Here is a 13,881-nt window from a genome sequence, read left to right as displayed (position 1 = left end):
CCCGGTGCCTCCTTAGGCGCTGCCGAAATTTGAAGTGCGAAAGGTATACAAGGTTTTGGAGACCTAACGATGATTCAATATATCATCCGACGAATTTTATATGCATTTCCGCTATTGCTGGGCGTAAACATTCTGACGTTCGTCCTGTTTTTTGTCGTCAACAGTCCGAACGATATGGCGCGTATGCAACTCGGGCACAAGCACGTCACCGAGCAAGCCGTCGAAAACTGGAAGCAGCAGCGAGGTTATCATTTGCCGCTGTTATGGAACGCTGAGGCAGGCGGGGCAAGCAAGATCACTGAAACAATTTTTTTTCAAAAATCGGCCGGTTTGTTTTGGTTCGATTTCGGAATTTCCGACAGTGATCGGCGTAATATCGGTGCCGATATCAAGCAGCGGATGTGGCCCAGTTTGGCAGTGGCATTGCCGACTTTATTGCTGGGTCTGATCACGAATATTTGCGTCGCTTTGCTGATGGTTTTGTTTCGCCGATCTTATCTTGAATTCGGCGGTATTGTGCTTTGTGTCGTGTTGATGTCGGTATCGTCATTGTTTTATATCATCGGCGGACAATTTTTTATCGGCAAGGTGCTGAGGCTGGTGCCGATTTCCGGCTACGATGGGGGCTTGCAAGCATTGAAATTCATAGCGCTACCGATAGTCATCGGTGTGCTCTCCGGCATCGGTTCCGGGGCGAGATGGTACAGAACGCTGTTTTTGGAGGAGGTTGAAAAGGACTATGTGCGAACCGCTAGGGCCAAAGGCTTGTCCGAGACCCAAGTGTTATTCCGGCATGTGTTAAAAAACGCAATGATACCTATTTTGACCGGCGTGGTCGTGGTGCTGCCGTTGTTATTTATGGGAAGCTTGATCATGGAGTCGTTTTTCAGTATTCCTGGCCTGGGTAGTTATACGATCGATGCGATTAACAGTCAGGATTTCGCGATTGTCCGGTCGATGGTCTTTCTTGGCTCGGTGCTTTATATCGTTGGGCTATTATTAACCGATATTTCTTATACTTTAGTAGACCCTAGAGTCAGGTTGTCATAATGGTTGTTTTATGGACCGATGCGCTTATTTTTGTGTTGCTGCTCGGCATGATCTTATTGTCGGTTTATATGCTGCGCAACCCTCGAATGAGCCGGCCGTTAAGGCAAATAGGCACGAGTAAGACCGGCATGGTATCGCTGACGGTGCTGCTATTTTTCGTGGCGGTGGGTTTGCTCGACTCGATGCATTTACATTCGAAGGATTCCAATGAAATCGTCAGTGTTTTAGATCAATGGCTATCGCCGATTCGTTTGCATGGCGAAAAGACCTATTCGGCACCATTTGCTGCCCATCTTTTCGGCAAGGAGTTAATGGTGCTAGAAGATGGCAGTCCGGTATGGGCTTATCCGCGATTGCAATACGGCGGGGCTCATTTGGATGATCCGGAATCCGAGTTGTTCTACGATGTTTTAATGAAGGCGTCTATCGGTTTCATTAAAAGCGCAATTCCTGCGGTTATCGTGCTTGTCTTATTGGTGCAAAAGTTTCGGCGTCGGCAAAATGCTTTAATCAGTCAAGCTTCAGTCAAGGCTGTTGCTTGGACCGTCTTTTGGATCGTGACGGTGTGCGGTACATTGCTTGAGTTGTCGTCGTATTATCATGTGTTAGGCACCGATAAAGTTGGTGAGGATGTGTTGTACCAGGCGATTAAAAGCATTAGAACCGGGCTCGTTATCGGGACGCTGACGACGCTGATTATGCTGCCGCTGGCAATCGTATTTGGTATTCTCGCGGGTTTTTTCCGAGGATGGGTCGATGATACGATTCAATATTTGTACACGACCCTCAATTCGATTCCGAGTGTATTGTTGATTGCCGCCTCGATTCTGGTCGTGCAAGTCTATATGGCGAAAAATGAAGAGCAGTTCACCAGCTTGATCGTTCGCGCCGATATGAGGCTACTGTTTTTATGCATAATTTTGGGTGTGACCAATTGGACGGGACTATGCCGTATGCTGCGCGCCGAAACGCTGAAACTTCGCGAGATGGAGTATGTGCAGGCGGCTTCGGCGCTCGGTGTCAGACGAAGAATTATATTATTCCGGCATATTCTGCCGAACGTGATGCATATCGTATTGATTTCGGTCGTGCTCGACTTTAGTTCTTTGGTGTTGGCTGAGGCGGTCTTGTCGTATATCAATATCGGTGTCGATCCGACCACGCATAGTTGGGGTAATATGATTAACGGTGCCCGGCTTGAAATGGCGCGCGAACCGGTGGTTTGGTGGTCGTTGGCGGCATCGTTCCTATTTATGTTTACGCTGGTACTTGCCGCGAATCTGTTCGCCGATTCGGTCAGGGATGCATTCGACCCGAGGCGCATGGGATGAATCGAAGCCCCGTTCTTGAAGTTAAAAATCTAACAGTCAAATTCGGCTCCGGTAATCCGGTGGTCGATGCCATTGGCTTCGAGGTGCATGCCGGTGAAACGTTTGCAATCGTTGGAGAATCGGGTTCCGGCAAGTCGATTACCGCGTTATCGGTATTGCGGTTATTGCCGGTCAATGCAAGCGTCAATGCTGATGAAATCAATCTGAATGGCGTCGATCTATTACGCAAGGCCGAATATGAGTTGTGCAAAATTCGCGGTCGGCGTGTTGCATTGATCTTTCAGGATCCGATGTCATCGCTTAATCCGGTGATGACGGTCGGTGAACAAATTGCTGAAGTGCTTAAATTACATTTCTCGATGACGAAACAAGCGATTCGGCAACGCGTCATCGAATTATTGACGCGGGTTGAGATTCCGGAGCCTGAAAAGCGGGTCGGTGAATATCCACATCAATTATCGGGGGGGCAGCGGCAACGGGTCATGATCGCGATTGCCTTAGCCGGCGAACCCGATTTATTGATCGCCGACGAACCGACGACCGCGCTGGATGTGACGATTCAGGCGCAAATCTTGGCGCTGCTTAAGTCGATTCAACAGAAGACCGGCATGGCGTTATGGTTGATTAGTCATGATTTGGCATTGGTTTCGACGATGGCCGATCGCATTGCCGTGATGCAAAAAGGCAAAATTGTCGAGACAGGACGGAGCGCTTCAATATTTCAAAATCCCTCGCATCCTTATACGCGAAAATTACTTGATGCCTTGCCGTCGATGGAGAGTTGTCTCGGTCATAAGAGAGAGCAAAAGCCCCCACTACTGAAGATCGATGATTTCAAGGTCTATTATCCCATTAGAAAAGGGATCTTTAAGCGAGTTGTCGGCCATGTTCGGGCCGTTGATGGGGTTGGCTTCGAAATTGAACATGGGAAGACATTGGCATTGGTCGGCGAGTCGGGTTGCGGCAAGACGACGCTCGGCAAGGCGCTATTGAATTTGATTCCGGCTTATTCGGGAAGGGTAGTCATGGACGGCATCGAATTGCATAAGCTGACCGGTGAAGCTTTGCGGCGCAAGCGTGCCGATATTCAAATCGTGTTTCAAGATCCGTTTTCGTCGATGAATCCTAGAATGTTGGTTAGCGAGATTATCGATGAAGGAATTAGAGCCTTGTATCCCGAGGTTAGTGCAGTCGATAGACATGCGAGAGTTGTTGACTTGCTCGAACGGGTTGATTTGCCGCCTGATAGTGCGCATCGCTATCCGCATGAATTTTCAGGCGGTCAACGGCAGCGAATTTGTATTGCCAGAGCGCTGGCCGTGCAACCAAAAATGATTGTTTGCGACGAACCGACTAGCGCGTTGGATGTTTCGGTTCAGGCGCAAATAATCGAGTTGTTGAAGGATTTGCAGAAAGAACAAGGCGTGAGTTATTTATTTATTACGCATGATCTTGGTGTCGTTGCGGAAATTGCCGACGAGGTGGCGGTGATGTATCGCGGCAAGATCGTCGAGCACGGTGAAGTCGAACAGGTACTGCTGAATCCGAAAAATACCTATACCCGCGAATTATTGGCGGCGGTTCCGCGCTTGCAAAACAAGAATGTATAAAAAAAGGCAAGGGCAATATAATTGCTCCTGCCTTTTTTCTCTAAATGGGGCCAAATCTTAAGTCGATTTGTCGGCTAATACTTTCAGTTGTTGACCCGGCTTCAAAATCTTGTCGACGCTGGTCGAGTTCCATTTCAACAAATCGCTAACCGGGACTTTGAATTTTCGCGAAATTTGCATCAAAGAATCACCCGGCTGTACGGTATAGTTAACCGGTTGCGAAGAGGAGTTAGCTTTAGCGACGATTTGTGAGCCTTTATGGATCGTCAATTTTTGTCCGGCTCTTAAGTTAGAATTTGCATTTAACTTATTCCACTGATAAATCTCATGAGTGCTAACTGAAAATTGCCGTGATATTTTCCAGAAAGTATCGCCGGGTTTGACTGTGTAAATGATTGGTTTTGCAGTGGCTGGTGCTGACTTGGCGGCAATGGTCGATTTTCCGTTGGCTGGTATGATCAGCGATTTTCCCGATTGAATGTGGTCTGTTTTGCCAAGGCGGTTAGCTGTGCGAATAGCGCCGACTGAAGTCTTGTATTTCCGGGCGATTAAGCCCAATGATTCACCAGGGCGGATTTTATGTTTAATTTTGCGACTCGCGGCGGCTTTGACGCGAGTTTTGTCCGGTACTACCTTTACGGATGCTTGAGTATAGCGTTGCGCAACCGGAAGCTTGGCTAGGTTTTCTTTGAAAATCGATACTTGATCAACTGGTATCAATAAACGGTGTGGGCCGTTTGGTGCGGTAGCGTTGCGTTTGAAGGCCGGGTTCAAGCGTTTAATTTCGTCGACGCTGGTTTGGGCGAGTTCGGCGGCTTTTTGTAAGTCGAGTTGCGTGTCCAAGTCGACGACTTCGAAATAAGGCTGGTCGGGGATCTCATACAACGGGATGTTGTATTGATCCGGGTTAGCGAAAATTTTCGCAACAGCCAACAATCGCGGCACATAGTTAAACGTTTCGTTGGGCATTTTCAATGACCAGTAATCGGTAGGTAAATCCTGGGCTAGATTTCTGTCTATCGATTTTTGCACATTGCCTCGGCCCCAGTTATAAGAAGCCAGCGCGAGCAACCAATCGCCCTCGAAATTATCGCCGAGGTCTTTTAAGAATTTGGTTGCCGCCTGAGTGGAAGCATAAACATCGCGGCGTCCGTCATACCAATTATTTTGTTTGAGGCCATACAAGCGGCCGGTTTCCGGAATGAATTGCCAAAGCCCTGAGGCATGTGCCGGAGAGTAGGCGTCGGGCCGGAATGCGCTTTCGACTACCGGTAACAGGGCCAATTCACCAGGGATATTTTTTGATTCAATTTCTTCTAAAATCAAATGCAGGTAAGGTTCGGCGCGTTTTTGCACGCGTACTAAGTATTCCGGGTTTTTAAGAAACCAGTTGATTTCCTTGTCAATCCTTTCATTCTCGATTTCGGGCAGTGCGTAAAGCGAGACCAAACGTTCCCAAATGGTATGGTTGCCAGATTTGAATAAGCTTTTTTTGGACTTGGCGAATTTCAGTTTATTTAGGCGTGGTTTGTAATCATCTTTTTTAACGAGCGGAGGTTTTTGGCTAATACTAAGTGAACTTTTGGTAGGTTGTTGAGTACAACCAGCTGAGAGCGTCAAAATCAAAAACGAAAAAAGCGTCAATGACCTGTTAGAATTAGTCTTAGGCATATCTATATCTTTAAATTCATTGCACGAAATGAGTAGTATAGCCCGTTTTTATCATAATTCACTGTAATTTAAATTTTTTGAGCTTATTTTTATGAAGCGCGATTTTTTATTCTCCTGGTATGAAACACCAAGAGGAAAAATGCTGCAAGAGGTTGAAGCCGAATATATTCGGCGTTCGATTACGGTCAGTTGTAAACAAAAAGTGCTGCAAATAGGCGGTTTGGGTTGGGAGGATCAATTTATTGACTGCACGCTTTATAACGGGTTTACGATTTTAGATGCCAATAATCGAGGATGCGATGGTGCGCTTAAAATTAAGGCTAAAGCTTATTGCTTGCCTATACTTAGCGATAGTGTCGATCTGATTTTATTGCCTCACTTGCTGGAATTCGATGCGAACCGTTTTCAAACAATGCGTGAAATCGAACGGGTACTAAAAGCGGAAGGCCATGTGTTGATTATCAATTTTAATCCGTGGAGTTTTTGGGTTCGCTATCAATATCTTTGGGAAAAAAAAATGGCGGATTCGTGGACCGGACATTTTATCAGTAAGAGAAGAGTGCTGGATTGGTTAAAGCTGCTTAATTTCGAAGCAAAATCGGTTGCCGATTTAAGTATCGATTCGGTTCGTTCAAATCCTGCGAATGCCAAGTCTGAAAGATCCTCGTTGCGTGCCACTGCCTACGCAATCAGGGCCATCAAGCGTCGATACACACTTATTCCTTTGGATTCCAAAGCCGTAAAACAGCCACGTATGGCTATTTTGAACGGTTTTGAATCGTCACAGCGTTTAACGAAAGATGACTGAGCCCGTTATTATTTATACCGATGGTGCGTGTCGCGGTAATCCCGGGCCTGGCGGTTGGGGGGTCTTTCTAAGTTATAAAGGGTCGACCAGGGAATTATTCGGCGGCGAAGCACAAACGACGAATAACCGAATGGAGCTAATGGCTGCGATTCAAGCGTTTGAAGCACTGAACCGTCCGTGTTCCGTCAAGATATTTACCGATTCGAAATATGTACTGCAAGGCATCACCGAATGGATGCCGAATTGGAAAATAAGAGGTTGGTTGACCGCTGCCAAAAAACCGGTAAAAAATGACGATTTATGGCGGCGTCTCGACACATCGATGGCTAGGCATCGGGTCGAGTGGATCTGGGTTAAGGGACACTCCGGCGATCAAGGTAATGAGACGGCAGACCGACTGGCTAATCAAGGTATCGATTCTTTAAAGAGAGCATGAGTTTGTTTCAGCGCGCCGACTCTTCTCAAACTGTTCCCGGTGGAAGTTTTTTTAATGGAAGCACGGTCGTGCTCAATGTAGTTGCCTCGCTCAGTTATATAGTTGGCGGTTGTCTCGGCACGTTATTGGCAATTCCGCCGAGCGGCGTGAGCCCGGTTTGGCCCGCTTCGGGTATCGCACTAGCATTGATATTGGTTTATCGGGTTCGGGTGCTGGCGGGTGTTTTTTTCGGCGCTTTGTTTGTACAGGTGTATGCCTTTCTCGATCATTCTTCAGTCGAAATGATTGTTGGCTCCATGGTGATCGGGAGTGCCGTCAGTGTGGCTTGCTGTGTTCAAGCACTGGTCGGAGCTACGTTAATCGAGCGGTGGGTCGGTATCGGCGATTCATTAACGGAAGATCGACGCATCTTGCGCTTCATGTTACTAGGCGGACCGTTGGCCTGCTTGGTAGCACCGGCAGTTGGAGTTACAGTGCTGTGGATTCGCGGCGTGATTACCGGCGATGATATTTTGTTGAGCTGGGGGACTTGGTGGATTGGCGATACGATAGGCGTGTTGATTTTTACACCATTTGTTCTGACATTTATCGGCGAGCCAAGATCTTCATGGAGGGTGCGTCGCAACTATGTGGCCTATCCGTTGGTTTTACTGGTTCTGTTGGTCATTGGCGTTTTTCAATATGCCAATCGGCAGGAGTCTCTAAGAATCGAGTCGGTCTTCGAGCGACAGGCGATGTTGTTCCATAATGCTTTCAGCGTCTTGGTTCAAGACCACATCGGTACCAATGAGATCCTAAAAGGTTTATTCGATAGCGCCGACCCCATTTCCAAAGAAGGTTTTAAAATCTTTACCGCTCCGCTTTTAGATAAGCACCCCGGTCTAGTGGCGTTGGAGTGGATGGCTCATGTGCCGGCATCAGAGCGGGATCGATTCGAAAATTCCCAAAATGAAGGCTTTGCAATACGAGAGCCTGACGAATTCGGGCGGATGGTTTCAGCCGGCCCCCGCATGAGCTATTTGCCGATTACTTTTCTTGAGCCGTTAGAAGGCAACGAGAAGGCTTTGGGTTACGATATTTTTGTTAACCCCATAGCATCAAGCGCGGTCGAGAACGCAAGGGATCGCGGGGTTCCCGCGGTTACCGGTAAGCTCAAATTGGTGCAGGACGGTCATGCCGACAAAAGCGGTATCGTTATTTATTCCCCGGTTTATGAGCGCTTTCAACCGGTAGATACCATCGAGTCCAGGCGGCTGCATTTTAAGGGCGTTGCCGCGACGGTGTTTCGCATCGACGATCTTGTATCGATAGTATTGAGTAACCTCCCGGATATGCAGTTGTTGATTCGAATCTCCGATCATGACTCGATGTTATTTAGCAATTTTCCGGAAAGGCCGACTCATAAAGTCATCGATTTGCCTTTAAAGATTGCGGAGAGAATTGAAGTCGGGGATCGCGTTTGGAATATACTTTACGAACCTTCCGGGCAATTTTTTCATAACCATTTATCGTGGAGCGTCTGGTGGTTGTTGTTAGGAGGTTTTTTGTTTACAGGGTTGACCGGCATCGGTTTATTGATGTTGACCGGGCGGACCTTAAGGATGGAAGAAGAAGTTAAAAACCGAACGTTGGAACTGAAGCGGAGCAATGCTAGCCTCGCGGAAAGTGAAAGCCAGTTACGGTTGGCCGCGACGACATTTGAAACCCATGAGGGAATTTTAATTACGGATAATGCCGGCAATATCTTACGCGTCAACCATGCTTTTTCTGAAATTACCGGTTTTAGCGCCGATGAAGTGGTGGGGTGGACTCCACGGATTTTACAATCCGACCGTCATTATGATGATTTTTATGACGAGCTTTGGCGGAATTTACTGACGGTTGGCAAATTCGAAGGCGAAATTTGGAATCGGCGCAAGAATGGAGAAAATGTTCCGACATGGCAAACGATCACGGCTGTTAAGAATGAAAAAGGCGATACGACGCATTTTGTCGCTATTTTTTATGATATTACCGAGAAAAAGAAAGCGGAAAACGAGATTCATGATCTTGCTTTTTATGACCCGCTGACAGCTCTGGCTAATCGCCGTTTACTGGTCAATCAGCTTTCCAACGAATTGGCTGTGAGCAAACGCCAAGGAACTTTCGGGTCTATTATTTTTCTCGATTTGGATCGATTCAAAGTGTTGAATGATTCATTGGGTCATCATGTCGGGGATGAATTGTTGATTCAAGTTGCGGGTCGTCTGAAGGATTCACTCAGAGAACAAGATATCCCGTCAAGACTGGGCGGAGACGAATTCGTTATATTGATTCATGCCAATAAAAGCAGTCTCGAAGCGGCCAGCGATGAGGCATTACATGTTGCCGAAAAAATAAGGTGTGTACTAAATCGGCCATATTTTTTTGGAGATTTCGAACACCATTGTTCGCCGAGTATTGGTATCGCTTTGTTTCCGGATAGTGGTCAAACGGCCAATCAGATTCTGCAACAGGCCGACAAGGCTATGTATCAATCCAAGGCTAAAGGGCGAAATACGATAAGCTTTTTTCATCAAAGCATTCAAGAAGCAGCCGATGCCCGAATGTTTTTAGAGAAAGAGTTGCGATCGGCTATCGAAAATCAGGATTTTATTTTGTATTACCAGCCGCAAACCGATCGTTTAGGGCGGGTTTCCGGTTCGGAAGCCTTGATTCGCTGGGAGCATGGGCAAAAAGGTTTAATCGCTCCCGACCAATTTATACCGGTTGCCGAAGAAGCGGGTTTGATTGTGCCTTTGGGTATCTGGGTCTTTCGCGAGTCTTGCGCGCAAATGCGAAAGTGGCTCGATAACGGCTTGGACATCCAGCATATCTCGATCAATGTCAGCTCTAAGCAATTTCGTCAGCAAGACTTTGTCGATCAAATTGCTGACGCGATAAGGCAATATAAGGTTCCGGCTTCGCGTTTCGTTATCGAATTAACCGAGGGCGTTGTGATCGATAATATCGATGACACGGTCGAAAAAATGCGAGCCTTGAAACAATTGGGTGTAAAAATCTCGATAGACGATTTTGGGACGGGGTATTCGTCATTGACCTATCTCAAGCAGCTGCCGCTGGACGAATTAAAAATCGACAAGAGTTTTGTCAGAGATATTACCACCGATTTCAACGATGCCATTATTATCGAGACCATCATCAATATGGCTCATAATCTCGGAATCGATGTCATTGCCGAAGGGGTCGAAACCGAGGAGCAAAGAGACTTTCTGTATAATAAGGGATGTCGAGTGTTTCAAGGGTATTATTTTTCTCGGCCGATGACGAGTGCGGATTTTGAGGCTTGGGTTAGGAAAGGTGAAAGGTGAAAGGTGAATGGGTGAGGAATCGAAAAAATGACGGGTGAGATTGATTGGGTTGAAATTGCTCCTAGAGCGCCGCATCGGTATACGATTATTTGGATGCATGGCTTAGGGGCCGATGGGCATGACTTCGAGAGCATTGTTCCGGAATTGGGATTGCCCGATGATTTGGGCATTCGCTTTTGTTTTCCTAATGCGCCTGTGCGCCCGGTTACGATCAATGACGGGATGGCGATGCGGGCTTGGTATGACATTATGGATATGTCATTGGAACGGCAAGTTGACAAGGCCGGTATTGCCGAGTCGTCGACGTCGATCTTGAAATTGATAGATAGGGAAATTGAAGGAGGCGTGTCTTCCGAAAATATCTTGCTGGCCGGGTTTTCGCAAGGTGGCGTGATTGCGCTCGATGCCGGTTTGAAATGTCCGCATCGGTTGGCGGGTATCCTAGCGCTTTCTTGCTATTTACCGACATGGCCTGAAATCGTTCCGGCGCTTTCCGAGGTAAATCGATCGTTTCCGATAATGATGGCGCACGGTTCGTTCGATAATGTCGTTGCCCGTGAAGCGGGCAGAGCGGCTTTCGAGGCCTTGACGTCAATGGGCTATTCAGTGGACTGGAAAGAATACCCGATGGCGCATTCGGTCTGCCTTGAAGAAGTTCAGGATATCGCGGACTTCATTCGGCAATGTTTTCATCTAGAGGGCTATGTGTGATGAGTAAGCCGACCATACGGCAAATCGTGCTGGATACCGAAACGACAGGGCTTAATCCGCAAGAAGGGCATCGTGTCATTGAGATAGGCTGTGTTGAATTATTGAATCGTCGCCTAAGCGGTCGCCATTTTCATGTCTACATCAATCCGGAACGGGAAATCGATGCCGGTGCAGTCGAGGTTCATGGAATTACTAATGAGTTTTTGGCCGATAAGCCGGTATTTTCCTCGATAGTCGAAGACTTCATCAATTTTATTCGCGATGCCGAATTGGTTATTCACAACGCCCCATTCGATGTCGGGTTTTTAAATCATGAATTCGGATTATTGAATAATGGGGCCGGAGTTCTCGAGAATTACAGCTCGGTATTCGATACCTTGACGTTTGCCAGAAAAAAACATCCCGGACAGCGCAATAGTTTGGATGCCTTATGCAAGCGCTATGGCATCGATAACAGTCATCGCGATTTGCATGGCGCGCTTTTGGATGCCGAAATTCTGGCGGATGTCTACCTTCTGATGACCGGCGGACAGGCTTCATTGTTGGATGAAGAAATCCCGTCGGAAGAGGAGGGGGGTGTCGAGTCGGTCATTGTTCGCCTGCCTTCCAATCGTCCCAGGCTAAAAGTGATCCAATGCGATGCCGAAGAGGTTGCCGAACATCAGCGTCGCTTGGCGGCGATTGAAAAAGCGGGCGGAGTTTGTCTTTGGAAAAATTGACCTGGCCTATTTACGGCGTTCCTCGAACAGTCTACCCCGCGGCATAAGATCGTCGAAACTACTCAAATTGCTGGCTGATATCGGGTAAGCCTAAAAAAAATCAGTTGGTATTCTAAATTCCATTCGCCCGGAGCCTAGTCGAAGGGTTCAGCACTAGTGGATTCCAAGCGCGCCAACTGATTTTTTTAGGATAATGTGGATAGTGATTATCCGGCAGATGAGTTAACTGCCAGTCTTGGCTTTTCTTCGCTTGCTATCCGAACCGTCACGTTTTTTAGCCTTGAAAGTTTTTTTCAAGGTTTCGCCCATTCTAGAAATATTCAATTGTTGACCGGCAACCCTTACTTTTTTCAATTCTTGGAAAATATCTTTTGGCATGCCGGCGGGAAGCTCAACGGTGCTGTAGTTTTCCTCGATTTTAATGCGTGCGATATGATCCCCATCAAGTCCTGTCTCATTAGCGATAGCGCCGACGATGTTGCCGGGCTTTACACCATGTGCTTTGCCGACTTCGATACGGTAGGTTTCCATTTCTATGTCGGGGTTTGCCTTACGCTTGCTCTTGCGTTCCGTCCCGGATTCTCGGTCTATCGAGTCTTTTCGTTCGCGGCGTTCGGTTTCTTTTTTGGGTGGGTTTTTCATCAGCAACGGTGTTTCGCCCTGGACTTGCTTTGCCAGGGCAGCAGCAATTTCGATCGCCGATACATTATGTTCGTTTTGGTATTGTTCCATCAATTGAATAAAAAAACTCAATTCTTCCGCGGCCAGTGTATCGGTAATGCGTTGTTTGAATCGGGCAATCCTTTTATTGTTAATAATTTCAGTCGAAGGCAGTCCCATTTCTTCGACTTTTTGACGAGTTGCTTTCTCGATATTGCTGAGCAGCCTTCTTTCACGCGGTGCGACAAACAAAATCGCATCGCCGGTTCGACCTGCACGACCGGTTCTGCCGATGCGGTGAATATAGGCCTCGGTATCGTAGGGAATATCGTAATTGATGACGTGGCTGATCCGTTCGACATCGAGGCCGCGCGCCGCCACGTCGGTTGCAATTAGAATATCCAGTTTACCGTTTTTCAAATGCGCGATTGTTCTTTCGCGCAGTACTTGCGACATATCGCCATTGATTGCCGCTGCCGAATAGCCGCGTGCTTCGAGTTTTTCGGCCAGTTCGACCGTCGCGGTTTTAGTGCGGACAAAAATAATGATGCCGTCGAAGGTTTCCGATTCCAACATGCGGGTAAGTGCGTCGAGTTTATGGACTCCGCTGACTAGCCAGTAGCGTTGACGTATCGTTTCGGCGGTCGACGTGCGGACCTTGACCGTGATTTCCTCGGGGTCATGTAAATAGGTTTGCGCGATTTTGCGAATGGGTGCCGGCATCGTTGCTGAAAACAGTGCGATTTGGCGTTGTTTAGGGGTTTGTTCCAAGATCCATTCGACATCGTCGATAAAGCCCATGCGCAGCATTTCGTCGGCTTCATCAAGAACCAGGCAGCTTAATTCACCTAGCCTTAGCGTGCCTTTCCGCATATGATCCATGACCCGTCCCGGTGTGCCGACGATAACATGCGGGCCGCGTTTGAGCTGGCGAAGTTGTGTCGTGTAGTCTTGCCCGCCGTAGATCGGCAATACATGAAAACCTTTTAAATGCGCGGCATAGCGCTGAAAGGCCTCGGCAACTTGTATGGCTAATTCGCGGGTAGGGGCTAGAACCAAAACTTGCGGTTCGGTTTTTTTTAGGTCGAGGCGGGATAATATCGGAAGAGCAAAAGCTGCGGTCTTGCCGGTGCCTGTTTGCGCCTGGCCTAGAACATCCTTGCCTTGCATTAAGTGCGGAATGGTTTGAGCTTGAATCGGGGAGGGGGATTCGTAACCGACATCATCTAATGCTTTAAGCACCGGTTCGATTAGAGCTAATTCACGAAAAGTTGGAAAAGAGGAAACATCGTTGGACATGCAAAGCCTGTGGGTAAATTTAAGACGCGTGGCGCGGAGGGGAGTTAAGTCCGCAATTATACCTCATATTAATCAAACTGGTAAAAATAGATTGACAAGAACGGCGTTTTTTTGATTTTGACTATGTCGATGAAAACTACCGGCGGCTTTACCCTTGGTTAAGGGGCATGCATTTTATAGGTTATGCAACCAAACAGGTCGTTTTGTTCGTCTTCTGCGTTACTTTGGCAGGACGG

At 47.5% G+C, this 13,881-nt stretch carries 10 protein-coding genes; 8 read left to right on the top strand and 2 right to left on the bottom strand.

The window, feature by feature from the left end; translation table 11 throughout:
- The first annotated feature begins 69 nt into the window (after positions 1 to 69).
- Genes ACINK7_RS15545 through ACINK7_RS15535 form a run of 3 tightly spaced genes read left to right on the top strand, consistent with a single transcriptional unit; the run spans position 70 to position 3,991 of the window.
- Entirely contained in the window at positions 70 to 1,050 is a 981-nt protein-coding gene (locus ACINK7_RS15545; protein WP_404356607.1) for an ABC transporter permease, read from the top strand.
- Complete coding sequence (locus ACINK7_RS15540; protein ID WP_404356605.1) at positions 1,050 to 2,381, top strand: ABC transporter permease; 1,332 nt, start codon at positions 1,050 to 1,052, stop codon at positions 2,379 to 2,381. The genes ACINK7_RS15545 and ACINK7_RS15540 overlap by 1 nt, the downstream gene beginning before the upstream one ends.
- Entirely contained in the window at positions 2,378 to 3,991 is a 1,614-nt protein-coding gene (locus ACINK7_RS15535; protein ID WP_404356603.1) for an ABC transporter ATP-binding protein, read from the top strand. The genes ACINK7_RS15540 and ACINK7_RS15535 overlap by 4 nt, the downstream gene beginning before the upstream one ends.
- 57 nt (positions 3,992 to 4,048) lie before the next feature.
- On the opposite strand, the gene ACINK7_RS15530 is transcribed toward ACINK7_RS15535, so the two are convergent.
- Positions 4,049 to 5,440, bottom strand: coding sequence for a LysM peptidoglycan-binding domain-containing protein (locus ACINK7_RS15530; protein WP_404356601.1), 1,392 nt, complete (start codon positions 5,438 to 5,440; stop codon positions 4,049 to 4,051).
- A gap of 313 nt (positions 5,441 to 5,753) precedes the next feature.
- On the opposite strand from ACINK7_RS15530, the gene ACINK7_RS15525 reads away from it, so the two are divergent.
- The 5 genes from ACINK7_RS15525 to dnaQ are packed head-to-tail and all read left to right on the top strand — an operon-like array spanning position 5,754 to position 11,686.
- On the top strand, positions 5,754 to 6,470 hold the full coding sequence (locus ACINK7_RS15525) for a class I SAM-dependent methyltransferase (protein WP_404356599.1): 717 nt from the start codon (positions 5,754 to 5,756) through the stop codon (positions 6,468 to 6,470).
- Positions 6,463 to 6,906, top strand: coding sequence for a ribonuclease HI (gene rnhA, locus ACINK7_RS15520; RefSeq protein WP_404356597.1), 444 nt, complete (start codon positions 6,463 to 6,465; stop codon positions 6,904 to 6,906). Before ACINK7_RS15525 ends, rnhA begins: the two co-directional genes overlap by 8 nt.
- The gene (locus ACINK7_RS15515) at positions 6,903 to 10,256 is read left to right on the top strand and encodes an EAL domain-containing protein (RefSeq protein ID WP_404356595.1); all 3,354 of its coding nucleotides are present in this window, start codon (positions 6,903 to 6,905) and stop codon (positions 10,254 to 10,256) included. The genes rnhA and ACINK7_RS15515 overlap by 4 nt, the downstream gene beginning before the upstream one ends.
- Positions 10,257 to 10,283: 27 nt before the next feature.
- Entirely contained in the window at positions 10,284 to 10,967 is a 684-nt protein-coding gene (locus tag ACINK7_RS15510; RefSeq protein ID WP_404356593.1) for an alpha/beta hydrolase, read from the top strand.
- Positions 10,967 to 11,686, top strand: a complete 720-nt coding sequence (dnaQ, locus tag ACINK7_RS15505; RefSeq protein ID WP_404356591.1) for a DNA polymerase III subunit epsilon — start codon at positions 10,967 to 10,969, stop codon at positions 11,684 to 11,686. The genes ACINK7_RS15510 and dnaQ overlap by 1 nt, the downstream gene beginning before the upstream one ends.
- 222 nt (positions 11,687 to 11,908) lie before the next feature.
- Here the strand turns inward: dnaQ and ACINK7_RS15500 are convergent, their stop codons facing one another.
- Positions 11,909 to 13,645: a DEAD/DEAH box helicase gene (locus ACINK7_RS15500; protein WP_404356589.1), complete on the bottom strand. Its 1,737-nt coding sequence runs from the start codon at positions 13,643 to 13,645 to the stop codon at positions 11,909 to 11,911.
- Between the last annotated feature and the right edge of the window lie 236 nt (positions 13,646 to 13,881).

Source organism: Methylotuvimicrobium sp. KM1 (assembly GCF_044788715.1).
In the GTDB taxonomy this organism is placed as follows: domain Bacteria; phylum Pseudomonadota; class Gammaproteobacteria; order Methylococcales; family Methylomonadaceae; genus Methylotuvimicrobium.
The sequence above is the reverse complement of the archived record's forward strand: the minus strand, read 5'-3'. Positions and strand labels throughout refer to the sequence as shown.